Genomic DNA, 16,490 nt, shown 5'->3' with positions numbered 1-16,490 from the left:
CGGACCATACATTTTTGTATTTGAATAATTTTGAATGTCCGTCCTTCGGCCGGATAGCCCCAGGCTAGGCGTCCCCGCCACTTGTTAAGAAATCCAGTCTTCGGACTGGGTTTTGTCTTTTAGACGGTTCGTTGGAGGAGTAACCCGAGCAGGGCTTGTACCAAGGGATCGTTGTGCTTGCTTTGCTTCCAGCATAAGCCAAGTTCGAGCGGCATGATGGCACTATGCTCGAGTTTCTGGATTTTGCCTCCGAGCGGGCTATTTTCAATTACGATATCAGGAGCAATACCTACCCCGCAGCCGAGGGCGACCATGCTGACGATTGCTTCATGGCCTGCTACCTGGGCATAAATATGAGGTTTGATTTTATGCTGCCTCAGCCACTGATCGGCTTTTTCTCTGGCCGCTCCCGATTCAGGAAGAATAAAAGGCAGTGCGTTCCATACCGGAATCTCTCCCATGTATTTTCTGAGCGCTGGAGGGGGGATGAGCGGTGCAATGACGGAGAGAGGAATATCGTCGAGCTTGAGGAAGTTGAGTTTGCTGGATAACTGTGCGGGTTTGGCGGCAATGGCAATATCGGCGATATCCTGCTGGACCTGACTGGTGGCAAGCGCCGGATCTCCGGTGATAAGTTCGATGTCTACCTGCGGGTGGTGTAGCCTGAATTGGCTGATGATGTTTGATAGATAGCTATAACTGGCTGTTACTGAGCAAAAGAGCCGGAGTCGCCCCTTAAGCTGTTGGTTGTGATCGTCAAGCTCAGCCTTGGTGTCATGCCACCGGCTGATAATCAAAACGGCAGTGGGCAATAGGGTTTTCCCGGCTGCAGTGAGCTCGACGCTGCGATTGTCTCGGATAAACAGGGTTTTGCCAACATCCTCTTCCAATCGCTGTATAACACGGCTCAGGGCCGATGGGCTGATATGCATCGAATGGGCGGTGTGACTGAAGTTGCGCGACTCGCAAAGGTGGATAAAGAGTTCCAGCGTTCTGATATTCATCTTCCATGTTGCATCTTTTGCAATGAGTTGTTGTGAATATAGCACTTTGCGCAACAAGGTGTGTGATCTAGTATCGGGATATACGACAAAACATGTCGACCCAAGGATAAGATTTCACGGAGTGCAGAGTATGGCCAACTATTTCAATACCCTTAATTTACGTCAGCAGCTTGATCAGCTAGGCCGTTGCCGCTTTATGGATCGCGCGGAATTTTCGGCAGGATCTGATTATCTGAAAGGCAAAAAAGTCGTCATTGTTGGCTGTGGGGCGCAAGGGCTTAATCAGGGGCTCAATATGCGAGATTCTGGTCTGGATGTCTCCTATGCGCTTCGTCAGGCAGCGATTGACGAGCAACGCCAGTCTTACCTGAACGCTAAAGACAATGGGTTTGAGGTTGGCAGTTACGAGTCATTGATCCCGCTGGCTGATCTGGTCGTTAACCTTACCCCGGATAAGCAGCATAGCAATGTGGTTGAAACAGTGATGCCTTTGATGAAACAGGGGGCGGCTCTGGGCTACTCGCATGGTTTCAATATCGTGGAAGAAGGGATGCAGGTTCGCCCGGACATTACCGTGGTGATGGTGGCACCCAAGTGTCCGGGTACCGAAGTGCGTGAAGAGTACAAGCGTGGTTTCGGTGTCCCAACCCTGATTGCTGTACACCCGGAAAATGATCCACAGGGCGAGGGGCTGGAAATTGCCAAGGCGTGGGCTGCGGGCACCGGAGGCCATCGCGCCGGGGTGTTGGAGTCTTCTTTTGTCGCCGAAGTGAAATCAGATCTAATGGGCGAGCAGACGATCCTATGCGGGATGCTTCAGGCCGGTTCGATCGTATGCTACGAGCGGATGGTCGCTGAGGGTGTCGACCCTGCCTATGCGGGTAAGCTTTTGCAGTATGGGTGGGAGACGGTGACCGAAGCACTGAAGTTCGGTGGTATTACTCACATGATGGATCGCCTGTCCAATCCCGCGAAGATTAAGGCTTTTGAGCTGTCGGAAGAGCTGAAGTCACTGCTGCGTCCGCTTTACAATAAGCACATGGACGACATTATTACCGGCGAATTTTCTCGGACCATGATGGCCGATTGGGCCGAAGGCGATGCCGATCTGCTGGGCTGGCGTGGCGAGACTGCGGAAACTGCATTCGAAAACTACCCGGAATCGGATATCACGATTTCTGAGCAGGAGTACTTTGACCACGGCATTTTGATGGTTGCGATGGTGCGTGCTGGCGTCGAGCTGGCCTTTGAGGCCATGACGGCATCGGGGATTATCGAAGAGTCCGCCTACTACGAATCACTGCATGAGCTGCCGCTGATTGCCAATACCATTGCACGTAAGCGTTTGTATGAGATGAACGTGGTGATTTCCGATACGGCGGAATATGGCAACTATCTGTTTGCCAATGTAGCTACACCGCTTCTACGTGAGCAGTTTATGCCGAAGGTATCCGCTGATGTTATCGGAAAGGGTCTAGCGGAAACGGGCAACTATGTCGATAACCAGCAGCTTATCGAGGTGAACGAGCAGATCCGTAATCACCCTGTAGAGCAGATAGGCAAGACGCTGCGAGGTTACATGAAAGACATGAAGCAGATTGCCGTAGGCGGCTAAGGCTTGCTGGTATCAGGTAAAAAGAAGCCCAGACAGACGTCTGGGCTTTTTGGTATCTGGTGATGATTAGTCGTCTTGGCGATCCGTATTCAGGCGTTGCTCTAACTCATCAAGTTTTTGCTCAAGGGCTGTCAGCTTCTGGCGAGTGCGAAGCAGGACCTGGGTCTGCACATCGAATTCTTCGCGGCTGACAACATCCAATTTGCCAAGTTGTGCTTGGATAACCTGACGAACCTTTTGTTCAACATCATTGCCAAGATCTTTCACAGGTTGTGGCATTGAGTCATGGATTTGCTTAGCCACTTGTTCCAGTTTCTTTGGATCAAACATTGCTGAATAAACTCCGTAACGGCGTAGTATGTGTTGTCGTTATTTTATTCAAATATAACGGCTTTGTCGTCGGTGATTGTACAAAAGAAAAGAGGCCGTCATAAACGGCCTCTTTGTTTGTTGCAGTGGTTAGCCTTCTCGGGCCTCTTTCAGGGCATTGCGTGCCTCATCGACCCGCTTGAGCTTTTCCAGATCTTTGTCCTCGACAAATACCGGCAGCGGTTTATGGATGCTGGCCAGATAAGAGTAAATCACTGGAAGAACGAACAGGGTGAAGACGGTACCGATAGCCAGACCGGCAACGATAACAATACCGATACTAAAGCGCTGGGCTGCACCAGCCCCGGTTGCGTATAGCAGCGGGATCAGGCCTGCAATCATGGCCGCCGTAGTCATCAGGATCGGACGAAGACGGATCTTCGCGGCTTCCATTACGGCAGCCATGCGGTCTTTTCGGTGATTGAGCTGCTCTTCCTTGGCAACCTCACAGATCAGAATACCGTGCTTGGTGATAAGGCCAATCAAGGTGATCAGACCTACCTGCGAGTAGATATTCATTGATGCTGCGCCCCACGCGAGGGCAATCAGCGCACCACAGATAGCCAATGGAACGGAGACCATGATCACCAGCGGGTCACGCAGTGATTCGAACTGGATTGCCAGTACCAGGAAGATGATCGCCAGTGCCAGGGCAAAGGTTGTATACAGTGCATTACCTTCGGTGACGAACTGGCGCGATGCCCCCATGAAGTCGTACTGGTAGCCTGCCGGCAGAGTGCTGGCCGCTTCAGTTTCGAACCAACTGATAGCATCACCCATCGCGACGCCAGGTGAAGGAACCGCACCGACTGTTGCTGAGTTCAGCTGGTTGAAGTGCGGTAGCGAGCGTGGCTCTGACACGACTTCGATGGTCACCAAACTGCCCAATGGGATCGATTTGCCGTCTGCTGCGCGGACGTAGTAACCCTTTAGCGACTCAGGGTTGAGGCGGTATTTGCGCTCAACCTGTGGGATCACCTCGTAAGAGCGGCCGTTGAGGTCGATACGGTTGACGTAACCGTCGGCCATCATGGTGCTCAGGGTGATACCGATGTCCTGCATGGTCACGCCGTAGGCACCTGCCTTGTCTTTGTCGATCTTGATCTTCATCGTGGCCGAATCGTAGTTCAGGTCGAGATCCGAGTAGACAAATAGCGGGCTGGTCTTGGTCTTGGCCAGAATATCGCTACTGATCTGGAATAGGCTCTCGAAACTGTTCGGCGTGGTAATGACGAACTGGATCGGCAGGCCGGAACCGGCACCCGGAAGCTCTGGCATCTGGAATGCCGTCACTGACATTTCAGGTACGTCCTTCACCAGATCGGTGACGCGCTTAACAACGTCTGCCTGACTGGCTTCACGCTCGCTCCACGGAACCATTGATGCGATACCAAAGGCTTGGTTGGAGCTCGGCACACCGGAGAACACCTGAGCAAACGCCACCTCTGGCTGCTTAACCAGAATTTTGTTCACCTCTTCCATCGTATTTTCGATGTAGTCGAGGTTGGCGTTGGACGGTGCCGTACCCATCATCACCAACACGCCCTTGTCTTCTGCTGGGGCAAGTTCGCTCGGGATGAACTTGAACAGCATCGGCAAGGTGGCAAACACGATCACCGCAAATACCAGTACGACCGGACGCATCTTCATGATTCCGCCGAGCATCTTCTCGTAACGGTTAGTCATGCGGTCAAGGAAGTGGTGTACGGTTGTCTCGAATTTGCTTGGCTGCTCGTTGGCTTTGAGCATTTTCGAACACATCATTGGCGATAGGGTCAGGGCGATAATACCCGACACGAAGACCGAACCGGCTAGAGTCAGGGCAAACTCCTTGAACAGCGAGCCGGTGATCCCCCCCATCATCGCAATCGGGGCGTATACCGCACCGAGGGTCAGGGTCATGGCGATAACCGGAACGGCGATCTCGCGGGTACCGATAATCGCGGCCCGGAACGGCGATTCGCCTTCTTTGATGTGACGGTCGACGTTTTCCAGCACCACGATGGCGTCATCGACCACTAGGCCGATAGCCAGCACCATCGCCAGCAGGGTCATCAGGTTCCATGAGAAACCGAATGACTGCATCACCATGGCGACGCCGATCAGCGATAGCGGGATGGTGACGATCGGGATGATAACCGCTCGCAGTGAGCCCAGGAACAGGGTGATCACGACCAATACGATAATCGCGGCTTCGGCAATAGTCTTGATTACTTCGTGGATAGACTCGTTGATGGCAATCGTCGAGTCATACATCACGTTCATCTTGATGTTGCTTGGCATGTTGCGCTCAAGTTGAGGCAACAGCTTGTACACATCGGCTGCGATGTTGATCGGGTTGGCACTCGGCGCGGCGTTGATTGCTGCTACGACCGCTTCCTGACCGTTAGCCGTTGCGCGGTAGACGTCGTGGCTCTTCGCAAGGGTAACCTTGGCGATGTCGCCCAGACGGATCACCTGGCCGTCTTTGGTGGAAACCACCAGTTTTTCCAGCTCGTCGGTATTGCTGACCTGAGTGTCGGCCGTGCCGTTGTAGAGCACGAAGTCACCCGTAGCCTGACCTGTTGCTGACTGGTAGTTGTTGGCGTTCAAAACACCCATTACATCCGTCGCAGTCAGGTTGTAGGCGGCCATTTTTGCTGGGTCTAGCCATACGCGCAGGGCGTATTTCATACCACCGTAAAGGTCGACCTTGGAAACACCGTTGACCGTAAAGAGCTGCGGGTTGATCACGCGTTCTAGGTAGTCGGTGATCTGGCTCGAGCTCAGCTCGTCACTGGTGAAGCCGATGTACATAACCGCCGTTGTCGAACCCGTCGACATGGTTACCGTCGGATCCTCAGACTCTTTAGGCAGCTGGGAACGCACCGAGTTGGTCTTGGCCAGAATATCTGCCAGCGCCGCATTCGGGTCGGTATTGAGCTTCATGGTGACCGTGATGGTCGATGAGCCGAGTACCGATGACGAGGTCATGTAGTCGATATTGTCAGCCTGGGCAATGGCCTGTTCCAGAGGCTGGGTGATAAAGCCCTGGATCAGGTCGGCACTGGCCCCGTAGTAGCTTGTGGTTACGGTAACCACGGTATTCGTCATGTCAGGGTATTCCCGGACCTGCATCTTGAAGATGGCTTGCAGGCCTAGGAGGGCGATCAGGAAGCTGATCGATACCGCTAACACAGGACGTTTAATAAAAACATCTGTAAAGCGCATTGTGTCCTCCGGATCACAGCATTGGGGTTTCTGCCGGAACTTTCAGCGCACTGCTTTCGACAACACGCACTTTGGCATGGTTACTCAGGCGAACCTGACCTGAGGTCACGACGGTGTCGCCCGCCTTGACACCTTCAAGGATGTGAGCCGTGCTGCCCTTGCGCTCGCCGACTTTGACCACTGACTGCTTGACGCGTAGATCGCCTTTTTCGTCCTTGCTGACCAGGTAGACGTTGTCGCCATACAGGGTGTAGGTGATCGCTGTCTGAGGCAAGATGATCTGATCCTTGAGGGTAGGCAGGATGATGTGGGCACGGGCAAACATACCGCTACGCAGCACGCCGTCGCTATTCGGGATATCGGCCTGAACCTGAACTAGACCGCTCTGGAAGTTTACCGCAGGCTCGATAGCGCTGATCTTGCCGCTAAATGGGATTTGCGGGTAGGCATCCACGAAAATTTCGACTTCCTGACCAAGGTGGATTTCTGAAATGTCGGTTTGCGGAATGGTAAAGCGCAGGCGCATCAATGAGGTATCTTCAAGGCGGACGATGTCAGTACCCGGCTGGATATACTCACCAAGGTAAACATTACGCAGGCCGACTGCACCATCGAACGGTGCCTTGATGGTGCGGCGGTCGATAGTGGCCTTCAGGCTCTCGATATCGGCAGATAGCGAGAAGTAGGATGCTTCGGCATCATCGTAGGCTTCTTTGGAGATAGAACCTTTCTTGAATAGGCCGCGGTAACGTTCGTACTTGGCTTTGGCAGCAGGTAGACGCGCCTGTGAGCTTTTCAGGTTGGCGATTTCGACATCAGAGTCCAGAGTCACCAGCGGCTGGTCTGCCTTGACGGTGGTACCTGATTCGAAGTCGATGCGCTTGATCACGCCCGCAACTTCCGTGGTGATTGTCACACCTTGGTTCGGCTCGATAAAGCCGATCGCTTCGATAGCCGGTACCCAGTTTTCAGGCTGGACCGCCGTGGTCGTGACAGGGAATTCCGGTTCAGGCATATTGGCCATGTACTCGGCGATTTTTTTCTGTTTGAAGAGATTGAAACCAATCACGCTGCCAAAAAGCAGTACAGCGATCAATAGCATCACTATCCATTTTTTCATTGTCGGGAGTGCTCCGATTTATTGACTAATGTTAATGCTGAAGAATGGCATCCCAACTGGCCTGGATGGCAGATTCCAAATCTGCATCGCTAACCTTGTAGACACCGTTGATATGTTTACGTGCCAGGCAGGCGCTGGTCTCGAGGCTCAGTACGCTCAGAATCTCGTTATCCAGTTCCTTGAACAGGCCGCAGGCTTTGCCTTCTTCGAAAAGCTGGTCGACCTGGGCAAACATCTTTTTTTCTAGTAATCGTTGTTCGTGGCATTTTCTGCGTGGCAGGTTCTCGAACTGACCGCGGTTGATGAGCGGGGCATCATCCTCCGTTGCCATATTCCAGATATTGAGCCACATGGTGCGGAACCGCTGTTGCAATGGCATGTCATCAGAGATGTTTTGGCTGATTTTGTGCGCCACGTAGGACAGGATGTGATCGTGCAGCTGGTGCAGGAGATCGTCCTTGTCCTCGAAGTAGCGGTAAATCGTACCCGTTGCCACGCCTGCTTCTTTGGCGACCATTTGCATTGAAATGCCGTGAAACCCGTATTCCGCCAGCAATTTTTCAGTTGCTTGGAGGATGCGTTTTTTCTTGTCACTCATAACAGGCAATTTTGTAAATAAAGATGGTGAATGAATGTTCATTCACCATTTTAGGTTGCCCATTTTGTTGTGCAAGCGTTTTTTCCATCGTCGGGATATCAAGGCGGATTGCTGGGCCTCGTGGACATCGGCCATGAACCCGTTACAATGCGCCTGCATCCCGATGATCACGATAGGATACCCCTATGAAACTGAACCCAAGGCAAAACGAAGCGGTAAAATATGTTGCTGGGCCGTGTTTGGTTCTGGCCGGTGCCGGATCCGGCAAAACCCGCGTTATTACTAACAAAATCGCTTATCTGGTTCAGCATTGTGACTACAAGGCACGTAATATCGCCGCCCTGACCTTTACCAACAAGGCCGCGCGGGAGATGAAAGAGCGTGTCGGACAGACCTTGGGACGCCAAGAGGCCAAGGGATTGATGGTATCGACCTTCCACACCCTGGGGCTGAATATTATCCGCCGTGAGTACAAGGCGCTGGGGCTCAAGGCGAGCTTCTCCCTGTTTGATGACCAAGATCAGATGTCGCTGCTCAAGGAGCTGACCGAGAAACAGATTGACGGTGACAAGGATCTGCTCAAGCTATTGCAATCGACGATCTCCAACTGGAAGAACGACATGCTCTCGCCAGCCGATGCCAAGGCGCGGGCCAAGGGCGAGCGCGACCAGTTGTTTGCCTATTGCTACGAGATGTACCAGCGCCAGATGAAGGCTTACAACGCATTGGATTTCGATGATTTGATCCTGATGCCTGTGCTTTTGCTGCGTGATAACGAAGAGGTACGGACGCGCTGGCAGAACCGGATCCGCTACTTGCTGGTGGACGAATATCAAGATACCAATACCAGTCAGTATATTTTCGTTAAGTTGCTGGTTGGTGAACGCTCTCGCTTCACCGTGGTGGGTGATGATGACCAGTCGATTTATTCTTGGCGTGGCGCGCAGCCGGAAAACTTGGCTTTGCTGAGCAAGGACTTCCCAAGCCTCAGGGTGATCAAACTGGAGCAGAATTACCGCTCGACCAGCCGTATTCTGCGCAGTGCCAATATCCTGATTGCCAATAACCCGCACGTGTTTGAGAAAGCCCTGTTCTCGGAAATCCCCGATGGTGAAATGCTGAAGGTGATTACAGCGAAAAACGAGGACCATGAGGCAGAGAAGGTGGTCGGGGAGATGATTGCCCATCGCTTCATGAATAATACCCAGTATAAGGATTATGCCATCCTGTACCGTGGCAACCACCAGTCACGGCTGTTCGAGCGGGCCCTGACTCAAAACCGGATCCCGTACAAGATTTCCGGTGGTACCTCGTTTTTCTCTCGGGCGGAAATCAAGGACATCATGGCGTACCTGCGGGTGCTGACCAACCCAGATGACGACAATGCCTTCTTGCGTATCGTCAACACCCCGCGCCGGGAAATTGGCCCGGTCACGCTGGAGAAGCTAGGAACCTATGCCAATATGCGTGGCAAGAGCCTGTTTGCGGCCAGCTTCGAGCTCGGGCTGGAGCAGCACCTGAGTGGACGTGGGCTAGAGTCGCTGCAGCGTTTCACCCGCTGGATTGTCGAGTTGGCGGATAATGCCGAGCGTGGCGATACCGTGGCGGCAGTGCGCCAGTTGATCCGTGACATCAACTACGAGGACTGGCTCTATGAAACATCCGCAAGCCCGAAGGCGGCGGAAATGCGGATGAAGAACGTTTCGGATCTCTATAGCTGGATCACCGCCGATCTGGAGGGGGATAACTATGACCAGGAGGTCAAGACCTTGAAGGAAGTCGTTCAGCGACTGACCCTGCGTGACATGATGGAGCGCGGCGAGGATGAAAACGATGCCGATCAGGTCCAGCTGATGACATTGCATGCATCAAAGGGCTTGGAGTTCCCGTATGTCTATCTAATTGGTAGTGAGGAGGGGATTTTGCCCCACCAGACCAGTATCGATGAAGATAATGTCGAAGAGGAGCGCCGCTTGGCTTATGTGGGGATCACCCGAGCCCAAAAAGAGCTGACCTTTACCTTGTGTAAGGAGCGTCGTCAGTTTGGTGAGCTGATCAAACCTGAGCCGAGCCGTTTCCTTTATGAATTGCCGCAAGATGATCTGATGTGGGAGTCGGACAGAAAGCCGATGAGCCAACAGGAGCGGATGGACAAGGGACAGGCCCATATAGCCAACCTGCGTTCTTTGTTTAAGAAATAACAAGCATTCAAAAAGGGTTGATACTGGGTATCAACCCTTTTTCTATTCTAGGGGGGATGGCCTACAGGCCTTCTATCATGTGGTTGATGGCCGCTACGATTTCATCATCGCTGCAATCCATACAGGCTCCCTTGGCCGGCATGGCATTAAAGCCGTTGATAGCGTGGTCTGCCAATACATCGGCGCCTTTGGCGATGCGTGGGCTCCAGTCGCCGGCATCGCCGATTTTAGGGGCACCCAATACCCCCGCGCCGTGGCAGGAGGCACAGAAGTTGCTATAGACCGTGTCACCGCTCCGTGGTCCGGCTACTGCTACTGGGATCGCAGGGGCATCGCCTTCGAGATAGACTGATCCCACAGGCTTGATGCGTTCTGCAATTGCTTCGTCTGACATGTCAGCGGCAACGGCGCTACTTGCCAGCGTCGTTGCCGCAATGGCCGTTATCATGAGTGGTCGAAGAGAAAATTCCATTGAGCTCACCTTACACTTCCAGATCATTATGTGTTTTTGCCACAGTCTTCTCATGCTTATTGTTAGTCGAACTGTTGAGACAAGGGCGTGTTTATTTACAAAATGTTTAAATTGTAAAATCCTAGTGATTGTATCTGCTTTTTTAGCCGTGATAAACTCATGGGCTGCTTTTGTATGATACGAATCAATCGTTATTTGCCTACATTTAAAGCGAACGATAAAAAAAACAAAAAAAACACTTTACGAGAGGGGGTGTGATCCGTAATATTCACCTCCGCCGATAGGGTATGCGCCCGTAGCTCAGCTGGATAGAGCGTTGGCCTCCGGAGCCAAAGGTCGAAGGTTCGAATCCTTTCGGGCGCGCCATTCCGGATAATGGAAGAAAGCGGCAAAGATAAAGATACAATGGTGGCTATAGCTCAGTTGGTAGAGTCCCGGATTGTGATTCCGGTTGTCGCGGGTTCGAATCCCGTTAGCCACCCCATATTCAATGAGTATTGATGAATGTCAGTGCTCGGGGTGTAAGACCTCAGAAATTTTGTCGGTGAATAGCGCAGTTTGGTAGCGCATCTGGTTTGGGACCAGAGGGTCGGGGGTTCGAATCCCTCTTCACCGACCACTAACAATGGTGGCTATAGCTCAGTTGGTAGAGTCCCGGATTGTGATTCCGGTTGTCGCGGGTTCGAATCCCGTTAGCCACCCCATTATTTAAGTCTTCAGGACACTGAAGCACTGTCGGTGAATAGCGCAGTTTGGTAGCGCATCTGGTTTGGGACCAGAGGGTCGGGGGTTCGAATCCCTCTTCACCGACCACCATTTAAAGCCTCGTCAGAAATGACGAGGCTTTTTTGCATCTGTCACTTGGAAAAACAAATGCAAAAAAGCCCGCCTTCCTATCTTATACCCATCTTTAATTAATCCTTGTTGTTCCCAGCTAAAGCGGACTGTTCGTCTGTCCAGCGTATTTGTTTGCCCTGTTCTACTTTGTTTAGTCGCGGAATATTATCGGAAGGTGAGAAAGAACCGTATGATTTTTGTGCTGACTAGAAGTGTGATCTTCTGCAAATTGTGTAATTTGTCAGAGTAGTCATCCGGTTATTGTTAGTTGGTATGTGTTTTTAATGTGGTATTCATAGATATATTGGTATTTGTTTCTGTAGTGTTAACCGCGGCTGGCTTTGCTATTAACTATTTATTCTTTCAGTATGTCGTATTAAGTTATTACTTATAACCTTAGAGTTAGATTTATGTACTGATATTCATTGCCTTACCTGCCATTTCCAATTGAAATCATTGTCTAATAGCATGATGTTAAAATGTTGTTAAGTGATAATTTATTCTTTATTTATTCACCAATATAGTTTTTTCACTGAGTCTTGTTGATTTTCTGTGAAATATTTGACAGATTGTGTGTTGAACATATATTCAGCAAATTATGCTGAATTGGAAGGGATTCGTTTTTCAGACAGGGCAGAACGCTGCCGAGCAGTTGGGGTCTGGTAATGGCTTTATTGGAAGTAAAAAACCTGCGTATTGAGTATCCGTCACGGCACGGGACTCATGCTGCAGTCAAATCACTCTCTTTTTCTATTGAGCGGGGCGAGATTGTCGGAGTGGTCGGCGAGTCTGGGGCTGGCAAGTCTACCGTCGGCAATGCAGTGATTGATTTGCTGAGCCCTCCGGGAAAGGTGGCAAGCGGCGAGGTCTACCTCGACGGTCAATTGATCTCTGGGTTGTCTCCTGAGCAAATGCGCTCGGTGAGAGGGGCGAAAATTGGGTTTATTTTTCAGGACCCAATGACGTCGCTCAACCCGCTGTTCACGGTCGAGCAACAGCTGACCGAAACCATTCTTTGTAATCTCAACGTCAGTCATGATGAGGCTTTGAAGCGGGCGCTTAGCCTAATGGCGCAGGTCGGGATCCCGCAGCCGGAATTGCGTATCAAGCAGTACCCGCATCAGTTTTCCGGCGGGATGCGCCAACGTGTGGTGATTGCCATTGCACTGGCGGGCGAGCCGGATCTGATCATCGCCGATGAGCCGACGACAGCACTGGATGTTTCTATTCAGGACCAAATCCTGACGCTGATCCGCGAGCTGTGCGTCAAGAAGAATGTTGGCTGCATGCTGGTGACCCACGATATGGGGGTGGTAGCCAACGTAACGGATCGGGTCGCAGTGATGTACCGTGGCGATCTGGTCGAGCTGGGAACGACAGAGCAAGTGCTCGGCCATCCTAACCATCCTTACACCCAGAGCCTGATCTCTGCGGTGCCGCGTTCGGATATCAAGCTCAAGCGCTTCCCGTTGGTGAGCTATATCGAAGAGGCCGAAACCTCAGCCCCGCTGGATGTGAAGACCCATTGGCTGGGCCAGAGCGAGGATCAGCGTAGCTACAGCGGCGCTTTGCTCCAGGTTGAAAACGTCAATTTGCGCTTTGTCACCAAGGATTCTTTTTTCGAAAGTCGCCGGGAATACGTCCAGGCATCAAACAACGTCAGCTTTGAGATCAAGGAAGGTGAAACCTTCGGCTTGGTTGGGGAGTCCGGCTCGGGAAAATCGACCATTGCCCGGGTGATCGCCGGCCTCTACCCGCCTAATTCTGGCCGGGTGGTTTTCGAGGGAATTGATCTCACGGCTATCAAGAGCGAGGCCAAGCGCCGGCCGCTGCGCCGCCAGATGCAGATGGTATTTCAGAATCCGTACACCTCGATGAACCCGCGGATGAAAGTGGCCGATATTATCGCCGAGCCTATCCGCTTCCATCGCCTGACCGGCAGCGAAAGCGAGACACGCCAGATAGTCCGTGATCTGCTCAACCACGTTGGCTTGGGCAGTGCCGCCGGGCTGAAGTACCCCCATGAGTTCTCAGGGGGACAGCGCCAGCGGATCTCGATCGCGCGCGCGCTGGCTACCCGCCCGCGACTGCTGATATGTGATGAGCCTACCTCGGCCCTTGACGTGTCGGTCCAGGCGCAAATCCTCAACCTGCTCAAGGATCTCCAGGACGAACTCAACCTGACGATGCTGTTTATCAGCCATGACCTCCCGGTGATCCGCCAGATGTGTGATCGCATCGGGGTGATGCAGCACGGTACCCTGCTCGAAGTGGCCCACACCGAACAGTTGTTCACGGCCCCGCAGCACGAATATAGCCGCAAGCTGATTTCGCTGATGCCCGAGTTCAAGGGTATGAGCCAGCAGGGGCTGAAGCAGGCATGAACACGCCCCGGCCAATGCGGCCGAACTGAACAATAAGCAAACACAACACAAAAGGGAGTTTCCTCCCGCATAAAGGAGCTATGCAATGAAAACCCTCAAGACCAAGCTAGCCATCGCCCTGATGGCTGCCGGCCTCGGCTTTGGCGTTTCTGCTGCCGAAATCAAGGTGGCCTATGACGCCGATCCCGTCTCGCTCGATCCCCATGAGCAGCTGTCCGGCGGTACGCTTCAGCTGTCTCACATGGTGATGGACCCGTTGGTCCGTTATACCCAGAAGCTGGAGTTCGAGCCGCGTCTGGCGGAAAGCTGGGAGCGCGTAGACGACACCACTTACCGTTTCAAGCTGCGTCAGGGGGTGAAGTTCCACTCGGGCAACGCGATGACGGCCGATGACGTGGTATGGACATTTGCCCGCTTGAAATCATCGCCTGACTTCAAGGCGATCTTCGAACCTTACTCGGCGATGAACAAGGTCGACGATTACACGGTCGAGCTGGTTTCCAAGTACCCTTACCCGTTGGTGCTACAGACCGCAACCTACATTTTCCCGATGGACAGCAAGTTCTATACCGGCAAGACAGCGGACGGCAAAGACAAGGCCGAGCTGGTCAAGCATGGTAACTCTTTTGCCTCGACCCATATTTCGGGAACTGGCCCGTTCATCGTTACCGAGCGCGAGCAGGGCGTCAAGGTGGAGTTCGAGCGCTTCGCTGACTACTGGGACAAGGGCTCGAAAGGCAACGTGGACAAGCTGACACTGGTGCCGATCAAGGAAAATGCCACCCGGGTGGCGGCCTTGCTTTCCGGTGGCGTGGATATGATCCACCCGGTTGCCCCTAACGACCATGAGCGTGTCAAGGGGGCCAAGGGGATCGAGCTGGTGACGTTGCCAGGGACGCGCGTGATCACCTTCCAGATGAACCAGAATTCCAACCCGGCCCTGAAGGATGCGCGTGTACGTCAGGCTATCGTCCACGCCATCAATAACGAGGGTATCGTCAAGAAAATCATGAAGGGTTTCGCCACGGCGGCAGGCCAGCAGGGGCCGGCAGGCTATGCGGGATACGACGAGGCCTTGGTACCGCGCTATGACGTGAAGAAGGCCAAGCAGCTGATGAAGGAGGCGGGCTATGCCGATGGCTTCAAGCTGACCATGATGGCCCCGAACAACCGTTACGTGAATGATGCCAAGGTGGCCCAGGCTACGGCGGCGATGCTGTCGAAGATCGGGATCAAGGTTGACCTCAAGACGCTGCCCAAGGCCCAGTACTGGCCGGAGTTCGATGTCTGCGCTGCGGATATGATGATGATTGGCTGGCACTCAGATACGGAAGACTCGGCTAACCTGACCGAATTCCTGACCATGACCCGCAATGCGGAAACCGGCAAGGGCCAGTACAACTGTGGCTACTACTCCAACTCGGAAGTCGACAAGCTGGTGGAGCTGTCGAACAAGGAGACGGATCCGGCCAAGCGTGCCCAGATGCTCAAGGATGTCGAGGGGCTCCTGTATAAGGATGCTGCGTTCGTGCCGATGCACTGGCAGAGCGAGGCATGGGGGGCCAAGAGCAACGTCCATGCGGCTGAGATCGTGAACCCGATGGTGATGCCTTATTTCGGTGATCTGGTCGTCGATTAAAGGTGAGTGTGGCGTGCCGGCCGGGAAGGCCGGCACGGAACAAGGATAGAAAAGGGGCAGGGAATGTTTACGTTTCTGGTCAAGCGCCTGTTTCAGGCACTGATAGTGATGTTTGTGATCAGTCTGGTGGCGTTTGCCATTCAGGACAATCTGGGTGATCCGCTGCGTGAGCTGGTGGGTCAGTCGGTATCAGAAGCTGAACGTCAAGAATTACGGGACGAGATGGGGCTTAATGATCCGTTCGTCACCAAGTACAGCCGGTTTGTCGGCAATGCACTGCAGGGGGATCTGGGGACCTCCTATTTCTTCAAGCGCCCGGCGGCTGAGGTGATCCTCGACAAGCTGGTGGCGACCCTCGAGCTGGTTTTCGGGGCCTCGCTGATCATCGTGCTGGTCTCCATCCCGCTCGGGGTCTATTCGGCCATCCATCCCAATAGCGTTTTCACCAAGGCGGTGATGGCGCTGAGCAGTATCGGGATCTCCATCCCGGTGTTTCTGACCGCGATCATGCTGATGTATGTCTTCTCGATTGAGCTGGGCTGGCTGCCGTCATACGGGCGGGGCGAGACGGCCAATGTGCTGGGCTGGGAGTCGGGCTATTTTACCTTGGATGGCCTGCGCCATCTGGTACTGCCATGTATCGCGCTGGCCTCGATCATGCTGCCGTTGTTCATCCGTCTGGTCCGCGCCGAGATGCTGGAGGTACTGAGCTCCGAATACATCAAGTTTGCCAAGGCCAAGGGGCTACCGCTCAAGAAAATCTACTACCGCCATGCCCTGAAAAACACCATGCTGCCGGTATTGACGGTGGGCGGGGTTCAGATTGGCACCATGGTGGCGTATACCATTTTGACCGAGACCGTCTTCCAGTGGCCGGGGACCGGCTTTCTGTTCCTCGAGGCCATCAATCGGGTTGATACCCCGCTGATCACCGCTTATGTGATTTTTGTGGGGCTGGTGTTCGTGGTGACCAACACCATCGTTGATTTGCTATACGGTCTGGTCAATCCGACCGTTAACCTGACCGGCAAGGGAGAGTAA

11 protein-coding genes and 5 tRNA genes are annotated in these 16,490 nt (G+C 53.2%); 10 read left to right on the top strand and 6 right to left on the bottom strand.

Features of this window, described 5'->3' with window-relative positions:
* Positions 1 to 119: 119 nt before the first annotated feature.
* Positions 120 to 1,004, bottom strand: a complete 885-nt coding sequence (gene ilvY / locus ABT56_RS04480) for an HTH-type transcriptional activator IlvY (protein ID WP_047877666.1) — start codon at positions 1,002 to 1,004, stop codon at positions 120 to 122.
* 130 nt (positions 1,005 to 1,134) lie between these two features.
* Between ilvY and ilvC the strand changes: the two genes are divergently transcribed.
* Entirely contained in the window at positions 1,135 to 2,619 is a 1,485-nt protein-coding gene (ilvC, locus tag ABT56_RS04475) for a ketol-acid reductoisomerase (protein WP_047877665.1), read from the top strand.
* Positions 2,620 to 2,685: 66 nt separating this feature from the next.
* Here the strand turns inward: ilvC and ubiK are convergent, their stop codons facing one another.
* From ubiK to ABT56_RS04455, 4 genes are all read right to left on the bottom strand, one after another.
* Entirely contained in the window at positions 2,686 to 2,949 is a 264-nt protein-coding gene (ubiK, locus tag ABT56_RS04470) for a ubiquinone biosynthesis accessory factor UbiK (protein WP_047877664.1), read from the bottom strand.
* Positions 2,950 to 3,078: 129 nt separating this feature from the next.
* A complete protein-coding gene (locus ABT56_RS04465; protein WP_047877663.1) occupies positions 3,079 to 6,198 on the bottom strand; it encodes a multidrug efflux RND transporter permease subunit in 3,120 nt (1,039 codons plus the stop codon).
* Between the two features lie 13 nt (positions 6,199 to 6,211).
* The gene (locus ABT56_RS04460; RefSeq protein ID WP_047877662.1) at positions 6,212 to 7,318 is read right to left on the bottom strand and encodes an efflux RND transporter periplasmic adaptor subunit; all 1,107 of its coding nucleotides are present in this window, start codon (positions 7,316 to 7,318) and stop codon (positions 6,212 to 6,214) included.
* 31 nt (positions 7,319 to 7,349) lie between these two features.
* Positions 7,350 to 7,916, bottom strand: coding sequence for a TetR/AcrR family transcriptional regulator (locus ABT56_RS04455; protein ID WP_157037776.1), 567 nt, complete (start codon positions 7,914 to 7,916; stop codon positions 7,350 to 7,352).
* Between the two features lie 185 nt (positions 7,917 to 8,101).
* Between ABT56_RS04455 and rep the strand changes: the two genes are divergently transcribed.
* Entirely contained in the window at positions 8,102 to 10,117 is a 2,016-nt protein-coding gene (rep, locus tag ABT56_RS04450) for a DNA helicase Rep (RefSeq protein ID WP_047877660.1), read from the top strand.
* A gap of 61 nt (positions 10,118 to 10,178) precedes the next feature.
* On the opposite strand, the gene ABT56_RS04445 is transcribed toward rep, so the two are convergent.
* Positions 10,179 to 10,589, bottom strand: a complete 411-nt coding sequence (locus ABT56_RS04445; protein WP_047877659.1) for a c-type cytochrome — start codon at positions 10,587 to 10,589, stop codon at positions 10,179 to 10,181.
* 289 nt (positions 10,590 to 10,878) lie between these two features.
* On the opposite strand from ABT56_RS04445, the gene ABT56_RS04440 reads away from it, so the two are divergent.
* From ABT56_RS04440 to ABT56_RS04405, 8 genes are all read left to right on the top strand, one after another.
* Positions 10,879 to 10,955 (top strand) — tRNA-Arg (locus ABT56_RS04440).
* A gap of 42 nt (positions 10,956 to 10,997) precedes the next feature.
* Positions 10,998 to 11,073: transfer RNA gene (locus tag ABT56_RS04435), tRNA-His, on the top strand.
* A 58-nt stretch (positions 11,074 to 11,131) separates the two neighbouring features.
* A tRNA-Pro gene (locus ABT56_RS04430) sits at positions 11,132 to 11,208 on the top strand.
* 9 nt (positions 11,209 to 11,217) lie between these two features.
* Positions 11,218 to 11,293, top strand: a tRNA-His gene (locus ABT56_RS04425).
* A 32-nt stretch (positions 11,294 to 11,325) separates the two neighbouring features.
* Positions 11,326 to 11,402 (top strand) — tRNA-Pro (locus ABT56_RS04420).
* 689 nt (positions 11,403 to 12,091) lie between these two features.
* Positions 12,092 to 13,810: a dipeptide ABC transporter ATP-binding protein gene (locus tag ABT56_RS04415; protein WP_047877658.1), complete on the top strand. Its 1,719-nt coding sequence runs from the start codon at positions 12,092 to 12,094 to the stop codon at positions 13,808 to 13,810.
* A gap of 85 nt (positions 13,811 to 13,895) precedes the next feature.
* Positions 13,896 to 15,449, top strand: a complete 1,554-nt coding sequence (locus ABT56_RS04410; protein ID WP_047877657.1) for an ABC transporter substrate-binding protein — start codon at positions 13,896 to 13,898, stop codon at positions 15,447 to 15,449.
* A gap of 63 nt (positions 15,450 to 15,512) precedes the next feature.
* On the top strand, positions 15,513 to 16,490 hold the full coding sequence (locus ABT56_RS04405) for an ABC transporter permease (protein ID WP_047877656.1): 978 nt from the start codon (positions 15,513 to 15,515) through the stop codon (positions 16,488 to 16,490).

The organism is Photobacterium aquae, from assembly GCF_001029445.1.
GTDB classification, from domain to species: Bacteria; Pseudomonadota; Gammaproteobacteria; order Enterobacterales; family Vibrionaceae; genus Photobacterium; species Photobacterium aquae.
Note: the sequence above shows the minus strand (reverse complement) of the source record. Positions and strands in the feature narration are given on the sequence as shown.

Coding starts and splice junctions, on each gene's coding strand:
- ABT56_RS04460 (WP_047877662.1), bottom strand. CDS start 7,318: ATGAAAAAATGGATAGTGATGCTATTGATCGCTGTACTGCTTTTTGGC.
- ABT56_RS04405 (WP_047877656.1), top strand. CDS start 15,513: ATGTTTACGTTTCTGGTCAAGCGCCTGTTTCAGGCACTGATAGTGATG.
- ABT56_RS04465 (WP_047877663.1), bottom strand. CDS start 6,198: ATGCGCTTTACAGATGTTTTTATTAAACGTCCTGTGTTAGCGGTATCG.
- ABT56_RS04445 (WP_047877659.1), bottom strand. CDS start 10,589: ATGGAATTTTCTCTTCGACCACTCATGATAACGGCCATTGCGGCAACG.
- ilvY (WP_047877666.1), bottom strand. CDS start 1,004: ATGAATATCAGAACGCTGGAACTCTTTATCCACCTTTGCGAGTCGCGC.
- ABT56_RS04455 (WP_157037776.1), bottom strand. CDS start 7,916: ATGAGTGACAAGAAAAAACGCATCCTCCAAGCAACTGAAAAATTGCTG.
- ABT56_RS04410 (WP_047877657.1), top strand. CDS start 13,896: ATGAAAACCCTCAAGACCAAGCTAGCCATCGCCCTGATGGCTGCCGGC.
- rep (WP_047877660.1), top strand. CDS start 8,102: ATGAAACTGAACCCAAGGCAAAACGAAGCGGTAAAATATGTTGCTGGG.
- ilvC (WP_047877665.1), top strand. CDS start 1,135: ATGGCCAACTATTTCAATACCCTTAATTTACGTCAGCAGCTTGATCAG.
- ubiK (WP_047877664.1), bottom strand. CDS start 2,949: ATGTTTGATCCAAAGAAACTGGAACAAGTGGCTAAGCAAATCCATGAC.
- ABT56_RS04415 (WP_047877658.1), top strand. CDS start 12,092: ATGGCTTTATTGGAAGTAAAAAACCTGCGTATTGAGTATCCGTCACGG.